Annotated in this window: 23 protein-coding genes; 10 read left to right on the forward strand and 13 right to left on the reverse strand. The window is 69.3% G+C overall.

The window, feature by feature from the left end; genetic code table 11:
• The first annotated feature begins 93 nt into the window (after positions 1–93).
• The 3 genes from hfq to Q0938_RS10410 all read left to right on the forward strand — a co-directional run bounded on the left by hfq (position 94) and on the right by Q0938_RS10410 (position 2,658).
• On the forward strand, positions 94–327 hold the full coding sequence (gene hfq / locus Q0938_RS10400) for an RNA chaperone Hfq (RefSeq protein ID WP_299362091.1): 234 nt from the start codon (positions 94–96) through the stop codon (positions 325–327).
• Positions 328–1,737 (forward strand): GTPase HflX, encoded by a 1,410-nt coding sequence (gene hflX, locus Q0938_RS10405; protein ID WP_299361834.1) that lies wholly within the window; start codon positions 328–330, stop codon positions 1,735–1,737.
• Positions 1,738–1,872: 135 nt separating this feature from the next.
• Complete coding sequence (locus tag Q0938_RS10410) at positions 1,873–2,658, forward strand: glycoside hydrolase family 16 protein (protein WP_299361837.1); 786 nt, start codon at positions 1,873–1,875, stop codon at positions 2,656–2,658.
• A 27-nt stretch (positions 2,659–2,685) separates the two neighbouring features.
• On the opposite strand, the gene Q0938_RS10415 is transcribed toward Q0938_RS10410, so the two are convergent.
• From Q0938_RS10415 to dusB, 5 genes are all read right to left on the reverse strand, one after another.
• Positions 2,686–4,074 (reverse strand): sigma-54 dependent transcriptional regulator, encoded by a 1,389-nt coding sequence (locus Q0938_RS10415; protein WP_299361840.1) that lies wholly within the window; start codon positions 4,072–4,074, stop codon positions 2,686–2,688.
• Positions 4,071–6,341, reverse strand: coding sequence for an ATP-binding protein (locus tag Q0938_RS10420; RefSeq protein WP_299362092.1), 2,271 nt, complete (start codon positions 6,339–6,341; stop codon positions 4,071–4,073). The genes Q0938_RS10415 and Q0938_RS10420 overlap by 4 nt, the downstream gene beginning before the upstream one ends.
• Positions 6,342–6,427: 86 nt before the next feature.
• Positions 6,428–7,861 carry a response regulator gene (locus Q0938_RS10425; RefSeq protein ID WP_299361842.1) on the reverse strand — a complete coding sequence of 478 codons (1,434 nt, stop codon included), beginning with the start codon at positions 7,859–7,861 and terminating at the stop codon, positions 6,428–6,430.
• On the reverse strand, positions 7,843–8,946 hold the full coding sequence (locus tag Q0938_RS10430) for an ATP-binding protein (RefSeq protein ID WP_299361845.1): 1,104 nt from the start codon (positions 8,944–8,946) through the stop codon (positions 7,843–7,845). Before Q0938_RS10430 ends, Q0938_RS10425 begins: the two co-directional genes overlap by 19 nt.
• On the reverse strand, positions 8,943–9,959 hold the full coding sequence (gene dusB, locus Q0938_RS10435) for a tRNA dihydrouridine synthase DusB (RefSeq protein WP_299361847.1): 1,017 nt from the start codon (positions 9,957–9,959) through the stop codon (positions 8,943–8,945). Before dusB ends, Q0938_RS10430 begins: the two co-directional genes overlap by 4 nt.
• 200 nt (positions 9,960–10,159) lie before the next feature.
• Here dusB and Q0938_RS10440 point away from each other — a divergent pair, with 200 nt between their 5' ends.
• From Q0938_RS10440 to Q0938_RS10450, 3 genes are all read left to right on the forward strand, one after another.
• Positions 10,160–11,542, forward strand: coding sequence for an L-serine ammonia-lyase (locus Q0938_RS10440; protein ID WP_299361850.1), 1,383 nt, complete (start codon positions 10,160–10,162; stop codon positions 11,540–11,542).
• Between the two features lie 116 nt (positions 11,543–11,658).
• On the forward strand, positions 11,659–12,216 hold the full coding sequence (locus tag Q0938_RS10445; RefSeq protein WP_299361852.1) for a hypothetical protein: 558 nt from the start codon (positions 11,659–11,661) through the stop codon (positions 12,214–12,216).
• Between the two features lie 123 nt (positions 12,217–12,339).
• Positions 12,340–12,471: a hypothetical protein gene (locus Q0938_RS10450; RefSeq protein ID WP_299361854.1), complete on the forward strand. Its 132-nt coding sequence runs from the start codon at positions 12,340–12,342 to the stop codon at positions 12,469–12,471.
• 462 nt (positions 12,472–12,933) lie between these two features.
• Here Q0938_RS10450 and Q0938_RS10455 read toward each other — a convergent pair whose 3' ends face one another.
• Entirely contained in the window at positions 12,934–13,164 is a 231-nt protein-coding gene (locus Q0938_RS10455) for a hypothetical protein (RefSeq protein WP_299361856.1), read from the reverse strand.
• A gap of 715 nt (positions 13,165–13,879) precedes the next feature.
• Here Q0938_RS10455 and flbT point away from each other — a divergent pair.
• The 3 genes from flbT (at position 13,880) to Q0938_RS10470 (ending at position 15,478) form a co-directional block, all read left to right on the forward strand.
• Positions 13,880–14,281, forward strand: coding sequence for a flagellar biosynthesis repressor FlbT (gene flbT / locus Q0938_RS10460; RefSeq protein WP_299361859.1), 402 nt, complete (start codon positions 13,880–13,882; stop codon positions 14,279–14,281).
• Between the two features lie 204 nt (positions 14,282–14,485).
• Complete coding sequence (locus Q0938_RS10465) at positions 14,486–14,785, forward strand: hypothetical protein (protein WP_299361862.1); 300 nt, start codon at positions 14,486–14,488, stop codon at positions 14,783–14,785.
• A 12-nt stretch (positions 14,786–14,797) separates the two neighbouring features.
• Positions 14,798–15,478: an NAD-dependent deacylase gene (locus tag Q0938_RS10470; RefSeq protein ID WP_299361865.1), complete on the forward strand. Its 681-nt coding sequence runs from the start codon at positions 14,798–14,800 to the stop codon at positions 15,476–15,478.
• 42 nt (positions 15,479–15,520) lie between these two features.
• Here the strand turns inward: Q0938_RS10470 and mnmH are convergent, their stop codons facing one another.
• Entirely contained in the window at positions 15,521–16,651 is a 1,131-nt protein-coding gene (gene mnmH / locus Q0938_RS10475) for a tRNA 2-selenouridine(34) synthase MnmH (RefSeq protein WP_299361869.1), read from the reverse strand.
• Positions 16,652–16,655: 4 nt separating this feature from the next.
• Positions 16,656–17,225 carry a L,D-transpeptidase gene (locus tag Q0938_RS10480; protein WP_299361871.1) on the reverse strand — a complete coding sequence of 190 codons (570 nt, stop codon included), beginning with the start codon at positions 17,223–17,225 and terminating at the stop codon, positions 16,656–16,658.
• Between the two features lie 427 nt (positions 17,226–17,652).
• On the opposite strand from Q0938_RS10480, the gene Q0938_RS10485 reads away from it, so the two are divergent.
• Positions 17,653–20,094, forward strand: a complete 2,442-nt coding sequence (locus tag Q0938_RS10485; protein WP_299361873.1) for a heavy metal translocating P-type ATPase — start codon at positions 17,653–17,655, stop codon at positions 20,092–20,094.
• 69 nt (positions 20,095–20,163) lie between these two features.
• On the opposite strand, the gene Q0938_RS10490 is transcribed toward Q0938_RS10485, so the two are convergent.
• From Q0938_RS10490 to meaB, 5 genes are all read right to left on the reverse strand, one after another.
• Positions 20,164–20,655, reverse strand: coding sequence for a copper chaperone PCu(A)C (locus tag Q0938_RS10490; protein ID WP_299361876.1), 492 nt, complete (start codon positions 20,653–20,655; stop codon positions 20,164–20,166).
• A 31-nt stretch (positions 20,656–20,686) separates the two neighbouring features.
• Entirely contained in the window at positions 20,687–21,037 is a 351-nt protein-coding gene (locus tag Q0938_RS10495; RefSeq protein WP_299361879.1) for a hypothetical protein, read from the reverse strand.
• A gap of 130 nt (positions 21,038–21,167) precedes the next feature.
• The gene (gene rpmB, locus Q0938_RS10500; protein WP_299361881.1) at positions 21,168–21,443 is read right to left on the reverse strand and encodes a 50S ribosomal protein L28; all 276 of its coding nucleotides are present in this window, start codon (positions 21,441–21,443) and stop codon (positions 21,168–21,170) included.
• A gap of 125 nt (positions 21,444–21,568) precedes the next feature.
• A complete protein-coding gene (locus Q0938_RS10505) occupies positions 21,569–22,684 on the reverse strand; it encodes a bifunctional transcriptional activator/DNA repair enzyme AdaA (RefSeq protein ID WP_299361882.1) in 1,116 nt (371 codons plus the stop codon).
• Between the two features lie 74 nt (positions 22,685–22,758).
• Positions 22,759–23,718: a methylmalonyl Co-A mutase-associated GTPase MeaB gene (gene meaB, locus Q0938_RS10510; RefSeq protein ID WP_299361884.1), complete on the reverse strand. Its 960-nt coding sequence runs from the start codon at positions 23,716–23,718 to the stop codon at positions 22,759–22,761.
• Between the last annotated feature and the right edge of the window lie 103 nt (positions 23,719–23,821).

Consider the following 23,821-nt stretch of genomic DNA (forward strand, 5'->3'; position numbering starts at 1 on the left):
TTTGGCGTCCACTGGCGCCCGGCTTGCGCGAATCCAGCCGCTCGCCTAGATGTGAAATCAGCCCGTCCAGAACAACAACAAAAGGCGCCGCGCATGGCCAGCGACAAGCAGAACCTTCAGGACGCGTTCCTCAATCACGTTCGCAAGGCCAAGGTGCCGGTGACGATCTTCCTGATCAACGGCGTCAAGCTGCAGGGCGTGATCACATGGTTCGACAATTTCTGCGTGCTGCTGCGTCGCGACGGGCAATCGCAGCTAGTCTACAAGCATGCGATTTCGACGATCATGCCGGGCCAGCCGATCAGCCTTTACGAAAGCGAGGAGTGATTGGCCGAGAATCAGCCCACCGAGGCCCGGCCGACCCGCGCGTTCGTCGTCCATCCCGATCTGGGTGACCGCCGCAGCCAGCGTCGCGCGCCTGATCTGGCGCTGGAGGAAGCGGTCGCACTGGCCCGGGCGCTGCCGGCGTTGGAAGTGGTGGGCGCCACCGTCAGCAAGCTGCGCAATCCCTCGCCCGGCACCCTGTTCTCGTCGGGCAAGCTGGCCGAGATCGGGGCGGAACTGAAGGCGGCGGACGCCGAGCTGGTCCTGATAGACGGCCCGGTCACCCCGGTCCAGCAGCGCAACCTGGAAAAGGACTGGGACGTGAAGATCCTGGACCGGACCGGGCTGATCCTCGAGATCTTCGCCGACCGTGCCCGGACCCGCGAAGGCGTGCTGCAGGTCGAACTCGCGGCGCTGTCCTATCAGCGCACCCGCCTGGTCCGCGCCTGGACCCACCTGGAACGTCAGCGCGGCGGGCTGGGCTTCGTCGGCGGCCCCGGCGAAACGCAGATCGAGGCGGACCGCCGGGCGATCGACGACCAGGTGGTGCGCCTGCGCCGGCAACTCGATCGCGTGGTGCGCACCCGCACCCTGCACCGCGCCGCGCGGGCCAAGGTTCCCTACCCCATCGTCGCGCTTGTCGGTTATACGAACGCGGGGAAGTCCACCCTGTTCAATCGCCTGACCGGCGCCGAGGTGATGGCGGAGGACATGCTGTTCGCAACGCTGGACCCGACGATGCGCGCGATCAACCTGCCGAGTGCTGCCGGTGAGGCGCGCGGGCGGCGGGTGATCCTGTCGGACACGGTCGGCTTCATCAGCGACCTGCCCACGGAACTGGTCGCCGCCTTCCGCGCCACACTGGAGGAAGTGCTGGAGGCGGACCTGATCCTGCACGTGCGGGACATCAGCCACCCCGAAACCGAGGAGCAGGCCGCCGACGTGGGCGAGATCCTGGAAAGCCTGGGCGTCGACGAGGACGTCGCGCTGATCGAGGTGTGGAACAAGATCGACGCGCTGTCGCCCGACACCCGCGCGGCCCTGCGCCGCACCGACGCCCGCCGCGCGGATGTCCAGGCCGTCTCGGCGCTGACCGGCGAGGGGCTGGACGACCTGGTGGCCGCCATCGATGCCCGGCTTGCAGAGGTGCTGGACGAGCCGCGCAGCCCGGATGTCGTCACCATCGGATTCGGCGACGGGCGCCGGCGGGCCTGGCTTCATGCGGCCGGTGTCGTCGAACGCGAGGAATCGACCGAGGACGGACAGCGCCTGCATGTCCGGTGGACGGAACGCCAGAAGCTTGCGTTCCAGGCGCTGGACGGGGCCTCGGACGATCCGGCGGACGAGCTGGACCACGACGATGTGGACGAGCGCCTGCCCGGCGGCTGGGACCCCCTCGGACGCGAGACCTAGGCCCGCGGCCCGACCCGAGCTGGTAGTATGCTGCGCCGCGCGACTTCGACAGGAAACACGTGGCTTGCGTCCACGAGATGCGCGCGATTGATTGGGTTCGTAACCCGTTTTCTGTTGCCCTGGGAAGTTTGTCTCATGCGTTCAGTACTCCTGTCAGCCTCGGTTGTCCTCGGTTTGTCGGTCGGCATTGCCGCACGGCAAGCCCGCGCCCAAAGCGCCACAGTCGATCCGGACCACTCTGCGACCTTAAACGTGCTGCCCGAAGGCTATCGCCGCCCTGCCGAGTTCAGTGTCGATCGGAAGCTTAGCTACGACTTCTCGAAATACGACATGTATCTGCCGAACTGGTTCAACGGGGTGCAGACAACCGGCGATCCATCGCTGGTCGAGTGGAATGAGGACGGCTCTGCAACGCTGAATTTCGTCGGCCACCGCAAGGATGGCCGCAGCGGCATGCTGCAGATCATTCGCCCCCGCAAGGCAAAGGGGCGCTGGGGGGCCATCGTACAGGTCACCCGGCCCGAAGCCGTGGCGGCCTTTTTCCTCTACAGCAACGACAACGGGAAGGAAGTCGACTTCGAGCTGACCCGGCGCGATGGGGTTCTGGGCTGGTCACCGAACGTCTACATGCCGTGCGGCGAGGATGACCGCTCTGCCGTCACCTCCGAGCAGGAGCACATGCCGTTCCGCCCCGACGAACTGCAGAAGCTGGAGGTCGAGTTGACCGACACCGAAGCCGTGTTCTACGTCGATGACGAGGAAGCGGGACGGATCACGCCTGCCGACCTACCGGACAACTGCGAATGGGACGTGACGACACCGGTGAACCTCATCCTGTCGGTCGAAAGCCACGGACCCTGGGCCGGTCACCGCTACGAAGGTGGCCATGCGCAGATGATCGTCCACGCCATCCTGCCGTAGCCGGCCGACCTGCAGGGCGCCGGCCGGTCACTTCACCAGCGCCTCGTCGTCCACCCGCATCCCGCCGACTACGCCGAGCGATTTCAGCTTGCGGTGCAGGGCGCTGCGCTCCATGCCGACGAACTGGGCGGTGCGGCTGATGTTGCCCCCGAACCGGTCGATCTGGGTCAGCAGGTACTCGCGCTCGAACAGCTCGCGCGCCTCGCGCAGGGACAGGCCGGTGATCTGCGGTCCCAGCGCCAGCGCCTCGCCTTGGTCGCCGAACGCACTCTGCGGTTCCAGTTCGGCAGGAAGGATCGGCCCGCTGCCCTCGCCAAGGATCAGCACCCGTTCGATCACGTTGCGCAGCTGGCGGATGTTGCCCGGCCAGCGCATCGTCTGCAGGGCCGTCACGGCATCCTCGGGCAGGGTTCGCAGCGGCAATCCCTGCGAGGCATGGAACTGGGCGATGAAGTGCCGGGCCAGCAGGCCGATATCCTCGCGCCGGTCCGACAGGGACGGCACGGCAATCGGCACCACGTTCAAGCGGTCGTACAGCTCCTGGCGGAACCGGCCGGCCTCGATCTCGACCGGCAGGTCGCGTGTCGTCGAGCTGATGACCCGCAGCTCGACCCGCACCTTGTCGGAGCCGCCTGCGCGCTGGAACTGCTGTTCGGTCAGCACCCGCAGGATCTTGGGCTGGGTGCCCAGCGGCATGTCCGCGACCTCGTCGAAATAGATCACGCCCCCATGCGCCTGTTCCAGCAGGCCGGGCTCGACACCGCGCTCCGGGCTTTCGCGGCCGAACAGCACCTCCTCCATGCGCTCGGGTTCGATGGTGGCGCAGGGCACCGTGACAAATGCGGCGTCGGCCCGGGCGCTGTGGGCGTGGATGTAGCGCGCTGCCATTTCCTTGCCCGACCCCGGCTCGCCGGTCAGCAGGACGCGGCCGTTCGACTTGGCGACCTTGTCCAGATTGTCGCGCAGCCGCCGGAACGGCGCCGACTGGCCCAGCATCTCGGCGGCGGCGTTGTCACGGCGGCGCAGCGAGGCGTTTTCCCGGCGCAGCCGGCTGGTCTCCATCGCGCGCCGGATCACCACCAGCAGCTGGTCGATGTTGAACGGCTTCTCGATGAAGTCGTAGGCGCCCTGCTTGATGGCGGCCACCGCGATCTCGATGTTGCCGTGCCCGGAAATGATGACGACCGGGACGTCGGGATTGTTGACGCGGGCGTGCTTCAGGATGTCCAACCCGTCCATGCGGCTGTCCTTCAGCCAGATATCCAGGATCATCAGCCCCGGCTGCTCGGCATTCACCTCGGCCAGTGCCTCGTCGCTGTTCGCGGCGGTCCGGGTCGCGAAGCCTTCGTCCTGCAGGATGTCCGCGATCAGTTCGCGGATGTCGGGTTCGTCATCGACGATCAGAATGTCGCTCATGTGCCTGTGGCCTCCTGCTCGGTTCTGGTTTTGCGCGGCACGCCCATCCGGATCGGCTGGCGTTCGCGAGGTAGCCGAATCTCGGCCCGGGCGCCCCGGTGGCCGGTTGCGTCCGGTTCGGCATCCGTCAGGGTCAGGCTGCCGCCATGCTCCTCGACGATCTTCTTGACGATCGGCAGGCCCAGCCCGGTGCCGCCCTGCTTCAGCGTCACATAGGGTTCGAACAGCCGCGACCGGTCGCCCGGCAGGCCCGCCCCGTTGTCGGTGATGGTGATCGCCACCGCGTCCGGACCGGTCGTCATCGCCACCGCGACCTTGCCGGTCCAGTCACCCGCGGGCCGGTCGCGCACCGCCTCGGACGCATTCTTCAGCAGGTTGGTAAAGACCTGCCCCATCATCCCAGCGTCGCAATCCACGATCACCGGCTGCTCGGGCAGGTCGGCCGTCAGAACCCCCGGCACCGCGTCGCGCTGCAGCATCACCGCCTCGTGCAGCAGTCGGGCGAGGTCGGTTTCCTTGCGATCGGGTTCCGGCATCCGGGCAAAGCGGCTGAACTCGTCCACGATCCGCCGCAGGTCGTTGGTCTGGCGGATGATCACCTCGACATACTGGTCGACGGCCGCGCGCTGCGCGCTGTCGTCCGTCAGCCGGGCCACCTTGCGCCGGATGCGCTCGGCCGACAGCTGGATCGGCGTCAGCGGGTTCTTGATCTCGTGCGCGACCCGGCGTGCCACGTCGCCCCAGGCCGCCATGCGCTGGGCGCTGACCAGTTCGGTCACGTCGTCGAATGCGATGACATATCCCTCCACCTCGCCCGCCGCGCCACGCCGGACGGCGATGCGGACCAGCAGGCTCTCGATGCGACCATCGCTGGTGACGCGGATCTCGTCCTGGATTGATTCCACGACCGAAGCCCGAAGCCGCTGGAACAGCGGGCCGAACCCCGGCACGGCCTGGGTTAGCGGCCGACCGATGTCACGAACCGGATCCAATCCCACGAGCCGGGTGGCCGAGCGGTTCAGGAAGTCGATGCCGCCCGACGGATCCAGGCCGATGACGCCCGGCGTCACCGAGTTCAGCACGTTGTCGAACAGCCGCCGCTGCCCATCCACCAGACGGTAGCTGTCGACCAGTTCGGTGCGCTGCTGCTTAAGCTGCCGCGTCATCCGGTTGAAGCTCTCGCCCAGCGTCTGGATCTCGTCGCCGGTGTCCGGCTCCGGCACCTGCACGTCCAGATCGCCGCGCCCGACCTGTTCGGACGCCGCGGCCAGCCGGCCGATCGGACGGGACAGCCGTTCGGCGAACCACAGGCCGATCCAGATCGCGGCGGCGACCAGCAGCAGCGCGAAACCGAGATATACCAGCGAGAACTCGAACAGCACCTTGCCGCGGGTCTCTTCCAGTTGCTGGTAAAGGCCGACCGTGGCCCGCGTCTCGTCCACCAGCCCCAGCAGGTCGCCGTCGACATCGCGGGTGACGTAGAGGAACCGGTCGGCCAGGCGCGGCAGGGCGACCAGGGCGCGGAACTCGTTGTTGTCCCAGTCCTCGATCAGCATCAGCCCGTCGGACAGGGCGGTGGTGAACTGCGCCGGCGTCGGCTGTTCATACCAGAACAGATAGGACCGGTCGCCGCGCGCCCGGATCGCGCCGCCGCCGTCGATCACATAGGCCTCGCGCAGCCCGCGCTGGATCCGGGCCTGCCCCTGGGCCAGCAGCGCCCGCATGGATCCGTCGTCGATCAGTGGATCCTCGGCGGCCGCGGCATCCAGCAGCCCGGCCAGCATCCGCGCGTCGGCGGTCAGGTCACGCCGGTGCTCGTCCTGATAGGCCTCGGCCGCGGCCAGCGAGGTTGCCACGACCTGCTGCACCCGGTTCGAGAACCAGCCTTCCAGCCCGATATTGATTGTCAGGCCCGCGAACAGCGCCACCAGCACCGTCGGGATCAGGGCCAGACCCGCGAACACCCCGACCAGCCGCATGTGCAGGCGTGATCCGGCAGCGGCGTTGCGCCGCGCGGCGACCATGCGGGCCAGCCGTGCGGCGACCAGACCGGTCAGCAGGATCAGATAGATGAGGTCGGCCAGCAGCACCAGCCGCAGCGCCGTGCTGGCGGTTCCCCCTGCCAGCGGCCCGAGCACGAAGAAGGTCGCCGCCGCCAGAACCGGGCCCAGCAGGACAAGGCCGATGGTGGCCGCGTTCTGGACGCGACGCTGCCGGCGCAGCCGCGCCAGCCGTTCCCAAGGTATGCGCCTTGCCGCCCGCGCCACCGCCACCAATGCCTCGTTCGCCGGCCGCTTGTGTCGCGGCTCCCTGTGGCCTTAGCGTGACTCTGCGCCGGCCATCTGTGGCTGTTTTACATCAGGCGACGGCGGCGTGTCACCTCGATATTCAACTCGTTCACCTTCTTTCGAAGCGTATTTCGGTTGATTCCCAGCAATTCCGCACAGCGAAGCTGGTTTCCAGCCGTCGCGTCGAGCGCGATTTCGATCAGAGGACGCTCAACTTCCCGCAGAATCCGGTCGTACAACCCGGCGGGTGGCAGCTCGCCGCCATGCAGATCGAAATAGCGCTGCAGATGGGTTTCTATCGACTGCGCCAGCCGTTCGGGTGGGGCGCCGACCGAGCTGGTCGGACTGCGCGATGGCGGCGCGGCGGCAGCGGACTTGGCGGCCGGGGCCGCGGGCGCGGCGTCGGTCAGTGCCGCGCGGACCTCGTCCTCGGTGATCTCGGATCCCGTCGCCGTCAGCGCCAGCCGACGCATGGTATTGTCGAGTTCCCGCACGTTTCCCGGAAACGGCCAGGCGCGCAGCACGGCGGCGGCAGGATCGGACAGCGTGCGCGCCGGCAGGCCGAGGGTTGCGGCGCGGGCCAGCAGGTGCCGCGCCAGCGGCGGAATATCGTCGACCCGGGCGCGCAGCGGCGGCACCGTCAGGGTGATGCCCGACAGCTGGTACAGCAGGTCCTGGCGCAGCAGCCCGGCGGTCAGATCCGCGCGTGGATCGGCGGCAGCGGTCGACACCAGCCGGGGCAGACGGGACGGATCAGGGCCGTTTTCGGCCGCCTCGATCAGGCCGACCAGCCGGGCCTGCGCTGCCGGCGTCATCCCCGCCGGATTCTCGATCAGCAAAGTGCCGCGGGCCGCACGGGCAAAGGCATCGGCCATGCCGTCGACCGGATCGGCCGGCGTCAGCACCACAAGCGCGCCGTCCCGACGGTCCGAAAACCCGTGCAGCGCGCGGGCCACCGTGCTGCGGCCGGTGCCCGGCTCGCCGCTGACCAAAACCGACAGGTCGGCGTTGACCACGCGGGCCACGGTCCGGAACAGCGCCTGCATCGCCGGGGCGTGGCCAACCAGCGGCAGGGTGGGATCGGCGACTGTCACGGTCTCCGCCCCCTCGGACCCGGCGGGGCTCCGCACGGCGGGGCGCCGGGCCAACCCGGCCCGCACACGCGCCATCAGGTCGGGCAGGTCGAAGGGCTTGGGCAGATAGTCGAACGCCTCGGCCTCGGTCGCGCGGATCGCCGTCACAATGGTGTTCTGGGCCGAGATCACGATTACCGGCAGGTCGGGCCGGATCCGCCGGATCCCGGGGATCACGTCCAGCCCGTTGCCGTCCGGCATCATGACGTCGGTCACGACCAGTTCGCCGCGCCCCTCCTCCACCCAGCGCTGCAACTGGGCGAGGCTGCCGGTGGCATGCACCTTGCACCCGGCCCGGGTCAGCGCCTGGGTCAGGACCGTGCGGATGCTGCGATCGTCGTCGGCGATCAGGACCGTGCCGTCCATGGCGTCTCCTTTCCGGCAAGGGGCAGTGACAGGCGGATCAGCGTTCGCCCCGGGCGGCTGTCCAGACGCAGGCCGGCACGATGGTCGGCGATGATCTTGCTGACCAGGGCCAGGCCCAGCCCGGTGCCGTTTTCCCGACCCGAGACGAACGGCTCGAACACCTGGTCCGCGATCGTGTCGGGCACGCCCGGCCCGTCATCCTCGATCTCGACCTGCAACGGCAGCGGGGTGTCGTCCTCGGCCCGGCGCGGACCACTGTCATAGAGGGTGCGCAGTCGGATCGTGCCCGGCCCGCGCGGATCGTCGGGGCCACGGCCGTCGCGCAGCAACGCCTCGGCCGCGTTGCGCAGCAGGTTCAGCACCGCCTGCACGACAAGATCGGGGTCGGCCAGCGCGGCTGGCAGCGAGGGGTCATAGTCGGTGACCAGCCGCACCCGGGTCCCGGTCAGCTCGAAGGTCCGGCGCGCGCGGTCCAGCACATCGTGGATGTTGATCGCCTGCAACCGCGGCGGCGAGGTGTCGCCGAACCTTTCGACCTGGTCCAGCAGCGCCACGATCCGGCGCGATTCCGCGACGATCAGGTCGGCCAGTTCCCGATCCTCCGGCCCCAGCCCGTCTGCCAGCAGCTGGGCCGCACCGCGAATCCCGGCCAGCGGGTTCTTGATCTCGTGCGCCAGCATCTCGGCCATCCCCGACGCCGCCCGGGCCGCCTTGCGGTGTCCCGCGACCGGGGCCACCGGCACGATCACCGCCGAGACGCCCCCGCCGGGCAACGGTGCCAAATGCAGCGCCGCGGCGCGGTCGTCGAACCCGCCGGTGCGGTCGCCGATCCCCCAGCGCAACGACGGTCGGTGGATCACCTCGCTGTCCTGCTGCGCGGCCTTCAGCAAGCCGGGCAGGGCCGGATCGACCCGCAGGCGAACGGCCAGGCGCGGATCGTCCGGGGCCAGTCCGGCTGCGGACCGGTCGGACAGGTTCAGCCAGGCCTCTGCCGCGTCGTTCAGTGCGGCAAACCGGCCCGCGGCATCAAACAGAACTGCCGGCAGGGGCAGCGCCATCCACGCCGGATCATGTGCGGTCGTCATGCCGCCGCCTGCAGATCGCCCCGCGCCCCCGCGAACACCGCGGCGATCGCCGTCCGCGCCGCGGCGGGGGACGACGCTGCCATCAGGGCGCGGCGGCCATCAGCGGCGCCCGCGGCCTCGGCATACCAGCCCAGATGCTTGCGCGCGACACGCAGGCCAGGATCGACGCCATAGTGGGACAGGATCTCGTCATGATGCGCGGCGACGGCATCGACCAGCGCGGCGCCCTGGGGCACGACAGGTTCCGGCGTGCCGTAGAGCGCATGGGCGATCTGGCCGGGACGCCAGGGCGCCCCCTGCGCGCCGCGCCCCACCATCACCGCCTGCGCCCCGGACTCGCGCAGCGCCGTGCGCGCGGCCGCCGGGGAAATCACGTCGCCATTGGCAACCAGCGGCAGGTCGGGCACGGCGTCCCGCACCGCCCGGATCGCCGCCCAGTCGGCGCGGCCGGTATAGAACTGCGCCCGGGTGCGACCGTGCACGACCACCATCCGCACCCCCGCGTCGCGCGCCCGCCGCGCAAGCGTCGCCGCGTTCAGGCTGTCGTCGTTCCAGCCCAGTCGCATCTTCAGCGTCACCGGTATGTCGACTGCCGCCACCACCGCCTCGATCAGCCCCAGCGCGTGGTCGAGGTCGCGCATCAGGGCGGCACCGGACATCCCGCCCGTCACCTTGCGCGCGGGGCAGCCCATGTTGATGTCGATGATGCGGGCGCCCATTCCCGCGACGATGCGTGCGGTTTCGGCCATGGCCCCCGCCTCGCGGCCGGCGATCTGGACGCTCACCGGCACGCCCGCGTCGACCATCGCCTTGGCACGCACGGCAGCACGGGTAGAGGGGCGGGGGGTCACCATTTCCGTCGAGGCGACCATCTCGCTGACCACCAGCCCGACCCCGCCCCGGCTGTGCCGCGCCACCGCACGGCGGAACGGCAGGTCGGTGATCCCGGCCATCGGCGCAAGGAACACCGGCGGGTCGAGCGTCAAGTCACCAAGCTGAATCGGGCTGCGCATGGATTACCTCTGGCCGGTCCGTGTCATCGCTGCACGACCGTCGCACGCAGAACCGGGCATGGCCGCGTGAGGTGGCGTCGGAATGATCAGACCGGACATCTTGTGCCCATTTATTGTGCAGAATGCAATCGGCGTGCGGTGGCTTGCACCCGTCGTCCCGACCGCTCAGGCTGGCCCCGATCTGGCAAGGACCACCCGCCATGTTTCTGTCGGTGTTCGACCTGTTCAAGGTTGGTGTCGGGCCATCGTCGTCGCACACGATGGGCCCGATGCTGGCTGCGGCGCGGTTCCTGGACCGGATGCGCGCGGCGCCGTTCCGGCCGCACGGGCTGCGCGCCAGCCTGCATGGCAGCTTGGCATTCACCGGCAGGGGCCACGCCACCGACCGGGCCACCATCCTGGGGCTGGCCGGGTTCACGCCCGAAACGATGGACCGCGATGCCGCCGACACCGCGCTGCAGCAGATCGCCCGTGATTGCCGGGTCGAACCGCCGGGGCTGGATCCGCTGCGTTTCGATCCGGCCGGCGACCTGATCTTCGATCATGATCGTGCGCTGCCCGGACATCCCAACGGCATGATCCTGATGGCCACGGATGCGCAGGGCGACGTGATCGCGCGCGAAACCTACTACTCGATCGGCGGCGGCTTCGTCCTGACCGAGGCAGAGCTGGCCGCCCGCGGCGACGAGACGCGGACCGACGCCGCCCCCTCCGTGCCCTATCCGTTTACCAGCGCGGCAGAGATGCTGGCCATGGCGCAGACATCGGGCCTGTCCATCGCGGCGATGAAACTGGAGAACGAACGCATCCACCGGTCCCGCGCGGATATCGACGCAGGTTTGCGCAGGATCTGGCAGGTGATGCGGGACTGCATGGACCGCGGGCTCGTCACCCCGGGGGTCCTGCCGGGTGGGCTGAAGGTGCGGCGCAGGGCGCCCGCGATCCACGCCTCGCTGCTGGCGGAACGGGGAACCAACATGCCCGCCCCGCATGTCGCCAACGACTGGATGTCGGCCTATGCGATGGCGGTGAACGAGGAGAACGCCGCCGGCGGCCAGGTCGTCACGGCCCCCACGAATGGCGCCGCCGGCGTGGTTCCGGCGGTCATCCGGTACTGGCTGGACCATCTGCCGGGCGCGTCGGACCGGCACCTGCCCGAGTTTCTGCTGACCGCCGCGGCGGTCGGCGGGCTGATCAAGCACAATGCGAGCATCAGCGGCGCGGAATGCGGGTGCCAAGCCGAGGTGGGCAGTGCCAGCGCGATGGCGGCAGCGGGGCTGGCCGCGGTGCTGGGCGGCACCCCCGAACAGGTCGAGAATGCGGCCGAGATCGCGCTGGAACATCATCTGGGGATGACCTGCGACCCGGTCGCGGGACTGGTCCAGGTGCCCTGCATCGAACGCAACGGGGTCGGCGCGATCAAGGCCGTCAGCGCGGCCAGCCTGTCGCTGCGCGGTGACGGGCAGCATGTAGTATCGCTGGATGCGGCGATCGAGACGATGCGCCAGACCGGGCGCGACATGTCGGACAAGTACAAGGAAACCTCGCTGGGCGGCCTTGCCGTGAACGTTCCCAACTGCTGACCATCTCGCGCTGATGCGTAGCGGCGCGGATCGCCGCGGGCGTGGCGCGCGGCCGCTTGTCACCTGCGGACCGCATGGGCTAGTGCTGGATCAGAACATAACGGGACGTGATCACGATGAATCTTCGATTTGCGCTGCTGGCGGTGCCGCTGGCGCTGGGCGCCTGCGACGAGGCGGCGATGGCCGATTTCCGTATGCCCTGGGACAAGCCCGAACCGGTTGTCGTCGAACCCGCCGAACCCGCGAAGCCCACCATTCCCGCGCCGCCCCAGGTCTCGCCCGTCGAGCAGCCTCTGGAACTTGGCGGCAGCGCCACGCCCCGGGCCACGGCGCAGGCGGAAACCGTCAACCTCACCGCCGTCGCCGCAGCGGGCGAGGGCTGGAGCGTCGACATCGCCGACGGCACGGCCCGCTTTGCCCGGCCGGGCGCCAACACCGCGCAGGTCAGGGTCAACCGGCTGGTCTATGTCGGCGGGGTCGAGTTCGTGGGTGAGTTGAATGGCCGGGTCTTCGCGCTGACCGTCAGCGGCGCGGATTGCGGCCCGCTGCCGCTGACCGCAACGCTGCGGGCCAACGGCAACCGCTATCAGGGCTGCGCCCAGCCTGCCGCCGCTGCCCCCGCGTCCACCACGTCGGCCCCGTCAGCCGCGGCACCGGCACGGACACCGGCCTGACCCTGTTGCATCGAAGGCGCAGCGCAGCCCCGATCGCGCCGACCTTCTGGCGCCGTCATCCGGTTGCCCCCTAGACTCGGGCGCGGCGTCACGGCCCGCATACCGCAAGAAAGGACCGCAGGAATGCCCCGTCATTCGACCCTGCTGCGCCAGCTGCTGACCACGGCCCTGCCCGCCGGGATCGCCCTGTGCGCCGCATCCGACCTGGCCGTGGCCGAACCGATGGTCGGCCGCTCGCTGAGGCCCTGTCGGTGAACAAAGATCGCTGATCAAGGGGGCGGAACGGACGCGAGGGCCCGCGCACCTAGGTTACCGAGAATGAACAAGCGCTGATCTTGCGCCGAGGCATGCTGATCTGTACCCTTGGCTTCAACTCCAACTGTCTACAACCAAGGCTGCGCAATCCCAACCCACCGATAATCTGAGGCCGGACGGCTCACGCCAAGAGTTGATTCCTTGACGGCCATCGGACGGAGCGGCCCCTCTCTTCATCTGCAAGTTGGGGTAGTTACCGCCATAAGGTAGGACGGCCGAAGCTCGCGAACGTTTTCGTATCGCTCCACAACAACCAAATGGTGTCCGGGAGCGCGATTACGATATCGCGTCAGCGGACGTGATCGGCCCTGCGCTTTATCACTCCCCGACGCCAACCGCCTGGTACCAATGAACGAAAAAGGGCCGGTCGTTCGACCGGCCCTTGAACGCGATCCGAAAGGATCAATCGGTTTCGTCGGTGCCTTCGTCCTCGTCATCGTCATCCGAAGCAACGGCGGCGATGACGCCCAGCAGCAGCAGCGCCGGGACGACGAGGCCAGCGTTGAAGGTCCCAGCGGGCTGGGTGTCAACGACAACAGGCTCAACGTCGACGACCGGGGCGACATAGCCACCAGCCATGGCGGTCGAAGCGGACAGGCCGACGGCCAGCGCAAAGGTAGCGAATTTGGTCATGATGGTGCTCCGTACTTTTCTTATGAAGGCTGCCGTTCCCGACAGCATCGTAGCGACAGTTGCATAAAGGCCTGATCTTGGGAAGCGAGTCGACTTTCCTCCAAACCTTGCCCCGGTCCACTGTTGCATATTCGCCAACACGTTGACGGCGCGCCGGTTCCGGACACCCGACGCGTGCCGTTCACCTGTGGCGGTTCTGCACCGGTTGGCACCTCCCGGAAAGCGCCTCGGCGCGATGGCGTTCTACGGGGAACGGCACAGGTCCCGCATTGCAAGGGCTGCGCTGGATCGGACAGGTGCCCCGCCTCGCGCGCCTCGGTCCAAATGGGCAAGCCATGGTGCCAGCGACAGGCGGCAATACGGCAAGCGAACGCTGCAGCCACGCATCGAAGAGGACTGGCATCGATTTAGGTAAAATGATCGGACAACGGACTTCGTGTTCGTTCGGCCAATTCAGTAATCCTTAGCCGGTCGTCTTTAGAACGGCAGGTGCGTCGCAAGGTACGATGCGAAACAGGACCCGGTTACCATGATGCTGCGGATCCGATCATGAGGGCAGAATCGTGCCAAGCGGCAGGGACGGCGGAATGGCCCATGCGCACCTCGAGAACCGGGCAGCGGATGCGCTTTGCGCGGCTTGGGGCGACGGATGTGGCTGCCGGAACAGGAAACGACAACCGGGTCACGACCGGCCAGTGCGGAAAGGGGGCGTAGAATGGGCGGACTGGTCATCAAGCTGGCGCCGAACGAACGCATCCTGATCAACGGGGCGGTGATCGAGAATGGCGACCGGCGCACCCGCATTTCCGTTCGCACGCCGAACGCGCATATCCTGCGCCTGAAGGACGCGCTGCACCCCGATGACGTGACCACCCCGGTCAGCCGCGTCTGCTATGTCGCCCAGCTGATCCTGACCGGCGAGGCCGATCCCCGGGACGCTCATCCCGAGCTGCTGGTCGGCCTGGAACAGCTGTCGGAGATCTTTCCGGACCCGGAGAGGGGCGCCATCGTGGACGACGCGATCGAATTTGTACGCAAGGCGAACTACTATCAAGCCCTGCGGCGGTTACGCCAGTTGCTCGCGCACGAAGCGCAGGGGCCGGACGCAGGGCTTTAACCTGTCGCCGCGCGGCTGCCGGCTGCACCGGCTGCCCCCCTGAACCGCGCACACTCGGCGGTTGCGAGCGGTCGGAGAGCGCGTTGTTCCAGGGCCTGCGCTCTGGTATCCTGAAGAAGTGCATCGCGCCCCAGGAGACCGCGCGCATGTGCCCCAGGAGGAAGCGACCGCCGACAAACGGCGGCGATACGAGGAGACAGGATCATGCTCAAACCCGCAGTGGTGACCGCTGCCGTTCTGCTGACGGCGCCCCTGGCCGTGGCCGGCCCGATCGATTCGGCGTGCAGTGGCGCCCAACGCGCCGGATCGGCGCGGCTGTGCGGCTGTATCCAGCAGGTCGCCGACATGACGCTGTCGCGCGCGGACCAGCGGCGCGCCGCCGTGTTCTTTCGCGATGCCCAGCAGGCGCAGGACGTGCGCATGTCCAAGAGTGACGCGGACAACGCGTTCTGGGCCCGCTACAAGAATTTCGCCACGACCGCACAGGCCTATTGCAGCCGCTGAGCGGGGGCCGACATGGGCATCGTCGTCCTGACCGGCGCGGGTCTTTCCGCGGAAAGCGGTCTCGCGACGTTCCGGGACGGCGACGGATTGTGGGAACGACACGCGGTCGAGGACGTGGCGACCCCGGCCGCGTTTCGGCGCGACCCCGCGCTGGTGCACAGGTTCTACAACGCGCGCCGACGGCAGGCGGCGGGGGCACAGCCCAATGCCGCGCACGCCGCGCTGGCCCGGCTGTCCAACCGCGCGGACGTGACCCTGATCACCCAGAACGTCGATGACCTGCTGGAACGCGCCGGGGCGCGCGACGTCGTGCACATGCACGGGGCGCTGAACCGGGCTATCTGTGCGGCCTGCGGCCATGGCTGGCCGGCAAGCGGCGACATGGCGGCGAGTGAGCCCTGTCCGGCCTGCGGGACACCCGCCTGCCGTCCCGACATCGTGTGGTTCGGCGAGATGCCGCAGCACATGGACCGAATCATGCAGGCCTTGGCGGACGCGACATTGTTCGCCGCCATCGGCACCTCGGGGCAGGTCTATCCGGCGGCGGGGTTCGTCGAGATCGCCAGCGGATGCGGCGCCGCCTGTGTTGAACTGAACCTTGATCCGCAGCGCACATCGCCGCTGTTCGAACGGCACATCGTCGGCCCGGCCAGTCAAACGGTTCCGGCTTGGGTCGACGAGATCCTCGGTTGAATCCGGACCGCCACGGCACCCGGCGCGGCCGACCTGACGCGGTCAGTCCCGCGAGCAGGACGCCGCCGGCGCGCGCCCCTGCGATTCCGCCGCCGCAAAGTTCCTGAACCGCGCGCTGTCCAGCACCGCCTCGATCCGGGCAGCCGCCGCGTACTGAGCCGCGGGGTCCAGCGACGGCAGTTCGACCTGCCCGATCTCGGCGGCCTGAAACCTGTCACGATGGCTGCGATAGCGGGGGTCGTAATGCTCTCGCATCAGCGCCTCGGCCAGCGTGGCCCAGTCCTGCTGTCGCACAAGGCCGCGCCATTCGGCGATGCGGGTGGCGGGGTGCAGCCGAGAGAGCGCCTGCACCGCGTCGTCGACGCGGCCGGGTTCGGACACTGTATCCGCATAGACGTCTGCCGTATAGGCGGCCCGCGCGGCCACCGGCACGTCCAGCCGCACGCGAGGCGCCGCGCAGAGCGCCCGCCACATCGCGCGGGGGACAGCGAGGGTGCCGATCCGCGAACTTTCTGCCTCGACAACCACCGGACGGGCCGGGTCGAGCCGGGCAAGCGTCATGGCCAGACGGCTTTCGAACAGCTTCTGCGGCGGCTGGCCACCGGGCATCGCGCCGAACAGGCTGCCCCGATGGTTCGCGAGGCCTTCGAGATCGATCACCTGCACGCCTCGCGCCGCCAGCCGTTCCAGGATGGCGGTCTTGGCCGATCCGGTGTTGCCGTCCACCACCAGAACCGGCGAGCCGGGACCGCGCTGTTCGACCTGGTCCAGCACCAGCCGACGCCAGGTCTTCCATCCGCCGTCCAGGATCGAGACGCGCCACCCGATCTGCGCCAGGATGGTGGCGAACGCGCCCGAGCGTTGCCCCCCGCGCCAGCAATGGACCAGCGGCTGCCAGCTTCCGTCGCGGTCGGCCAGTGGACCGGCGACGTGCCTTGCGGTGTTCGCCGCGACGAGAGCGCCGCCGATCCGCCGCGCCGCGAAGGGGGATTCCTGCTTGTGAATGGTGCCGACCTGGGCCCGCTGGGCATCATCCAGCACGGGCAGGTTGATGGACCCGGGCAGATGGTCGTCGGCATGCTCGGCCGGGGACCGGACGTCGATCACGTCGTCGAACCCCGCAAGGGCGGGGTCCGTCAGCGCGGTCAGCCGGAAAATGCGCGGTGCGGGCAAGCCGTCAGTAGACGTAGACGGGCGTGCCGATCGGAACCCGTTCGAACAGGTCCATCACCGCCTCGTTGCGCATCCGGATGCAGCCGTTCGAGACCGAGCGCCCGATCGAATTCGGCTCGGTGGTGCCATGGATGCGGATCGCGGTGTCGTTGCCGCTTTCGGTATGCAGATACAGCGCCCGGGCGCCAAGCGGGTTCTGGGGGCCGCCCGCCATGCCGTCCTTGTACTTGCCGTACTGCTCGGGCTTGCGCTTGATCATGTCGGGGGTGGGGGTCCACCTGGGCCATTCGACCTTGCGCCCGACCAGCGCCCGGCCGCGCCATTTCAGTTCGTCGGTGCCCACGGCGACACCATAGCGGATCGCGCGCCCGGGCGCGATGACATGGTACAGGAAATAGTCCTGGGACACGACGACGATCGACCCGACCTCGAACCCCTCGCGGATCGGCACCTCGACCGGGGCATAGGGATCTGCCTGGGCCATGGCTTGCGCGACCGGTTTTCCCTGGGCCAGCAGGGCCCCCGGAAGGACCGCCAGCGGCAGGCCGAGCATCAGGATCTGGCGGCGATTCATGTCCGTCCCTTCGATCTGGTTCGTATTTTCCACGCGACTACCGGCATCGGACGCCCCGATCAACTCAAAGCGGCGTGACACGGCGACAGCCCGCTTGCACGGTGCGCAGGCAGGACACATATCTTGCCGCGATAGGAGCGACTCATGTCCTGCTGCCCGCCTGCCTCTCGCCAGCCCCCGGCGCCAGCGCGCCCGCCCCGGCGGGCGGTCGTGCGCGCGGAACATGATTGCAACGGCCGCGGCGGACGGGGCTGCCGCTGTTTCCCCCGCGGGCGGCGACTGACTGCCCGCACCGCGCCCGTGCGTCCACCCGTGCACCTGGCCCCGCCGCGCCCGCACGAAGCCGCGGCCCGTCCCCCGGCCCGGCCGCAGGCGCCGCCGCACTGCCTCTTTGCCCCGAGCGCAAGTTCAGATCAAAGAGGATCTCATGACACAACAATTCGAACTGCAGCTTGACGGACTGAGCTGCGCATCCTGCGTCGGCCGCGCCGAGCGCGCCCTTGCGGCGGTCCCCGGCGTCAGCGACGCCTCGGTGAACCTCGCCACCCAAAGGGCCACGCTGAGGCTGAGCGAGCCGGCAGCCCTGCCCCGCGCCGTCGATGCCGTGGAACACGCGGGCTATCCGGCCGCCGTGCAGACGACCCGGCTGTCGGTGCAGGGCATGACCTGCGCGTCCTGCGTGGGCCGCGTCGAGCGGGGCCTGGCCGCCCTGCCCGGCGTCCTGTCCGTGACGGTGAACCTGGCCACGGAAAGCGCCAGCGTCTCGCATCTGCCGACGGTCACGGCCGACGATCTGGCCCGTGCGGGGACGCAACTGGGCTATCCGATGCAGGCGCTGGATCGGGCCGACGCACCGTCGACCGGTCACGGCGCCGACCACCACGCGGACGATGCCGACCGGATGCGCCGGCGGTTCGTCCTGTCAGCCGCCCTGACCCTGCCGATCTTCGTGGTCGAGATGGGCGGGCATCTGGTGCCCGGCTTCCATCACTGGCTGATGGCCCGGGTCGATATGCAGTGGCTGTGGATTGCGCAGTTCCTGCTGACCCTTGCGGTCCTGGCCGGACCCGGCCGCATCTTCTTCCGTATCGGGATCCCTGCGCTGCTGCGCGGCGCGGCCGAGATGAACAGCCTGGTGGCGCTGGGGTCCGGCGCGGCGTTCCTGTATTCCACGGTCGCCACATTCGCCCCTGCCCTGTTGCCCCCCGGTTCGCGCGCCGTCTATTTCGAGGCTGCGGCGGTGATCGTCACCCTGATCCTGCTGGGCCGCTGGCTGGAGGCGCGGGCCAAGGGGCAGGCCGGACAGGCGATCCGCCGGCTGGTCGAACTGGCGCCAGACACGGCCCGCGTCGAGCGGGACGGACGGCTGGTCGAAGTTCCCGTGGCGGAGCTGGTCGCGGGCGACATCGTGGCGGTGCTGCCGGGCGACCGGCTGCCGGTCGATGGCGTCGTGACCGAAGGTCAGGGGACGATCGACGAATCGATGCTGACGGGCGAGCCGGTTCCGGTGACCAAACGCGCCGGCGACAGGGTCACCGGCGGCACCGTCAACGGCCCGTCGTCCATCAGTTTCCGGGTGACCGCGACGGGTGCGGATACGGCCTTGGCGCGCATCATCAGGCTGGTCGAGGACGCGCAGGCGGCCAAGCTGCCGGTGCAGGCGCTCGTGGACAGGGTCACCCGGGTGTTCGTTCCGGTGGTGATGGGCCTCGCGGTGTTGGCCTTCGTCCTGTGGATGCTGGTGGGCCCCGCCCCGGTTCTGCCGCACGCGATGGTCGCGGCGATCTCGGTGCTGATCATCGCCTGCCCCTGCGCCATGGGGTTGGCCGTGCCGATGTCGATCATGGTGGGAACCGGACGCGGCGCGGAGCTGGGCATCCTGTTCCGTCGCGGCGACGGGCTGCAGCGCCTGGCCGAGGCGCGGAGCGTCGCCTTTGACAAGACCGGCACGCTGACGATCGGGCGACCGTCGCTGGTTGCCCTGCACACCGACGGCATCGAGCGGGCCGAGGCGCTGCGCCTGACCGCGGGCGCCGAGGCCCGATCGGAACACCCGCTGGCCGCAGCCCTGGTCGCCGCAGCGGCCGCCGAGGGGATCGACCCGCCAGCGGCCAGCGACGTGACGGCCATGCCGGGTCACGGCCTGCGCGCCACGGTCGAGGGCCGCGCGGTAGTGCTGGGCAATCTGGCGGCGTTGCAGCAGGCCGGGGTGGCGCCTCAGGCCGCGCTGGTCGATCAAGCCGCGTCGCTGTCGGCCGAGCAGGCCGCCACCCCGATCCACCTCGCGGTCGACGGCCGCCACGTGGCGCTGATGGCGATGGCCGATCCGGTCCGCGACAGCTCGGCCGCGACGGTGGGGCGTCTGCAATCCATGGGGCTGCGGGTCGCCATGCTGTCAGGCGACGTGCAGGCCGCCGCCGACGCGGTTGGTCGCAGGCTGGGCATCGACCGCGTGCTGGGCGGGGTGCTGCCGGCCGGCAAGCTGGACGCGATCCGCGACCTCGGGCCGGGCAGCGTCTTCGTCGGCGACGGGATCAACGATGCTCCTGCGCTTGCTGCGGCCGAAACCGGCATCGCGATCGGCACCGGCACCGACGTCGCCATTGAGGCGGCCGAGGTGGTGCTGGCCTCCGGTGATCCGGACGGGGTCCCGCGTGCCATCGCATTGAGCCGCGCGGTGATGCGGAACATCCGCCAGAACCTGTTCTGGGCCTTTGCCTACAACATCGCCCTGATCCCGGTGGCGATGGGCGCGCTGGTTCCGTTCGGCGGTCCGCAGCTGTCGCCGATGCTGGGGGCGGCCGCGATGGCTCTGTCGTCGGTGTTCGTGGTCACCAATGCGCTGCGGCTGCGGTCGTGGCGCGACTGATCCGGGGCGACCGGGCAGCTGGCTGGCCGCGGGCGGACTGATCCGCCCGCGGCCACGTCGTCTCGCGGCTCAGTTGCCCGGCATGGCATGCCCGGCGTGAGCGCCGGCGCCGCCCTGCATGCCCGCGGGCGCCGCCTGCGCCCGCTGGTTGTCGACCGGGATTGTCACGGGCAAGGTGCCGCAGTCGCCCAGGTCGAGCGTCAGACCGATCTGCTGGCCGTCCGTCAGCGGCTGCTCCAGCGCCAGGAACATCACATGGTCGCCGCCCCGCTGCAGCATGTGCGTGCCACCGGCGGGAATGGTCATGCTGTCCACCGGGACCATCTTCATCACGCCATTCTCCTCGCGATGGGTGTGCAGTTCGGCCCGGCCGACGACATCAGCGGTGACGCCCACCAGCGCGCAGTCACGGTCACCGGCGTTGGCGATCGTCATGAAGGCGGCGCCGGACCGCGGGTTGGCCGAGCGGGCAAACGCGTCGGAAACCGTGAGGCCTGGCGCCTCGGCCAGCGCGATGACGGGGGCCAGGGCCAGCAGCCCGGCAGAGACAAGGGTTTTCATCGATGTGATCCGTTTCATGTGAATGGGGCTGTCAGGCGTGGACGGCGGCATCCACCGGCGGCCCTCTCGGCTGTACGCTGAACCCCCGCGGCCGCGTGTGCTGACCGATCAGAGCGACCCGAGCGGACCGCCCCACCGCAGCCGGCCTCCGCAGGTCGATGTCCTGCGTCGCGAGCCCCACCAGCAGCGACAGCGCCATGTCCGGGCAGAGATGAGGCCGCTGCACCGGAACGCCGTCCCGATCGACATCGATGAGGGTGACGGCACTGCCGGCACACAGGACGACCTGCCCTGCGGCGCGCACCTGACCGCGCGCGGCGCCCAGCGACAGGCCGGTGACAACCAGCACAAGGATCAGGATCAGGTGAAGGCCGCGCCCCATGCCCGTGGATAGGCACGGTTCGCGCCAAAGGCAAAGCACGACAGCGCGCGCGGGAATGGCCGCTGAACAAGACAAAGCGGCCCCATCCGATCGGATGGGGCCGCTACAAATCGTCAGGCAGGAAGGCAGATCAGGCCTTGGCCAGCTCGCGCTTGATCTTCAGGGCACGGGCCGACAACTCGTCTTCCTTGGCCTTGGCAAGAAACGCGTCCAGACCGCCACGGTGGTCGACCGAGCGCAGTGCCGAGGCCGAGATGCGCAGCGAATAGGACTGCCCCAGCTTTTCCGAGATCAGCGTGACATCGTTCAGGTTCGGCAGGAAACGACGTCGGGTCCTGTTGTTGGCGTGGGAGACTTTGTTGCCGGTCATCGGCCCCTTGCCGGTCAGTTCGCACACGCGCGACATGGTCTGTTCCTTCGTTGCAGCGACGGCATCCGCAGGACGAGCCGCGATCCGTCGAAAATGAACAGGCGCCGCATCGCAGCGCCCGGAAATTCGTTGCGCGTGGTTAGTGCGCCGGGACCGGTGCGTCAAGCGCGAATCGCTGCCCTCGCCGGGTCTGCACCCGTTCCGACCGCCAATCGGCGCTCAACTGCGATCAACGCCTGCTTGCGCCAGAGCCCGCCTGCATAGCCGGTCAGGCTGCCGTCGGATCCGATCACCCGGTGGCATGGAATCACGATGGCGATCTGGTTGGCGCCGTTGGCCCGGGCCACCGCGCGGGAGGCCGAGGGCTGGCCTAGCCGGGCCGCCAGGGCGCCATAGCTGATCGTCTCGCCGGGATTCAGGCGGCGCAGTTCGGTCCAGACCCGGCGCTGGAACGGGGTGCCGTGCAGGGTGACCGGGACCTGGAAGTCGGCGGACGTTCCGGCGAAATAGGCCGACAGCTCGGCCTCGACCCGGTCGATCGGCTCGGCCCGACCCAGACCGATCCGACCCCCGGCCGCCCTGGACAGGCGGGTCAGCTCGGTGGCGAGGCCCTTGCCGTCGACGAACTCCAGCAGGTGCAGGCTGTCCGCGTCGGCCACCGCGATCATTCCGCCCAGCGGCGTGTCGATCCAGTCGGCCAGCAGCCCGGCGTCGTGCGTCCGCATGGCGCGGGGTGGATGGCCGAAGAGATCGGCAAAGGCCGCACGGAACCCCGAGGCGCTGTCGAACCCCGCCTCGAGCTGCGCCTGGATGACCGGGGCGCCCTGGGCCAGCGCCCCCACCCCGGCCCGCAGGCGCGTCTGCCGCGCGAGATCCAGGAACGTCAGTCCGTAATGGCGCCGGAACGCCCGGCGGACCGTTGACGGATCCAGCCCCAGCGCCGCGACGTCCGCCTCGCGCCACCGCCGCTCGGGATCGGCCTGCAATTTAGTCAGCATCCGGCCGATGACGGGATCGCCGTCCGCCTGCGGCCCCAGCGGGTGACAGCGCCGGCACGGCCTGAACCCGGCGGCCAGCGCGGCCGCAGGGCCGGCGAACCACCGGCAGTTCTCGGGGCGCGGCTTGCGGGCGGGACAGGTGAGGCGACAGAAGATACCGGTTGTCGTCACGCCCACCAGCGCCCGGCCCTCATAGGCCGGATCGCGGTCGACAAGAGCGCGATAGAGCGTTTGGGCGTCGGCCGGGGAGAACTCGGGGGGGGAAAACAGCGTATCCATGACCTCACCCTAACCGATTCGCAGGATCGCGCAGCCGCAATCCGGGCGTCACATCCGGATCGTGCGGGTGCTGATCAGCGCAGCGTGTCCAGCATCTGCGCTGCGGCGGCGACCGGGTCGGCACGACCGGCGCCCACCTCGTCAGCCAGCGACGCCAGCCGGTCCGCGGCGGGTTGCTGCGACAGGCGGGACAGCAGCCCCGCCCGAACCTCGGCCAGAAACCAGCTGCGCGCCTGCTCGGCCCGCCGGCGGTCGAAATGGCCGTGATCCCGCCGCCACTGCACGAGCTGCTGCATCTCGTCCCAGGATGTGTCCAGGCCGGTCCCTTCGACCGCCGAGACGGGCAGCGCCTTGGGATACCCGGGCGGATCCTGCGGCCGCTTGCGCAGCAGGCGCAGCGCCCCGGAATAATCCGCGACGGTCCGCATCGCGGTCGCCTTCAGGTCGCCATCGGCCTTGTTGACCAGGATCAGGTCGGCCATCTCCATGATCCCGCGCTTGACGCCCTGCAGTTCGTCGCCACCCGCGGGCGCCAGCAGCAGCACGAACAGATCCGACATGTCGGCCACCATTGTTTCGGACTGGCCAACCCCCACGGTCTCAATCAGCACCACGTCGAACCCCGCTGCCTCGCACAGCCGCACCGTCTCGCGCGTGCGGCGGGCGACGCCCCCCAGTTCGGTGCGGCTGGGCGACGGGCGGATATAGGCGTTCGGATCGCGGCTCAAACGCTCCATCCGGGTCTTGTCGCCCAGGATCGACCCGCCGGACCGCGCGGAACTGGGATCCACCGCCAGCACCGCGACCCGCAGCCCCTTTGCGGTCAGCATCAGCCCGAACGCCTCGATGAAGGTCGACTTGCCCACCCCGGGGGTTCCCGACAGGCCGATCCGCAGGGCCTGGCGATCCGGCAGCGCCGCGATCAGGTCGATGGTCCGGGCGCGATGGTCGGGCCGGGTGCTTTCCACCATGGTGATGGCGCGGGCCAGCGCGCGACGGTCGCCCTGGGCAAGCTTCTGGGCCAGATCATGCATCTCGGCCGGTCCTCCGGATCGGGTCGGGTCCCGTGGTGGTAGTCGCCGGCGCCGCTGATGCCAAGATGCGCGGCGTCCCGGGCACCCGCTGTCGCTTGTGCCA

This window comes from uncultured Paracoccus sp. (assembly GCF_947496875.1).
In the GTDB taxonomy this organism is placed as follows: Bacteria; Pseudomonadota; Alphaproteobacteria; order Rhodobacterales; family Rhodobacteraceae; genus Paracoccus.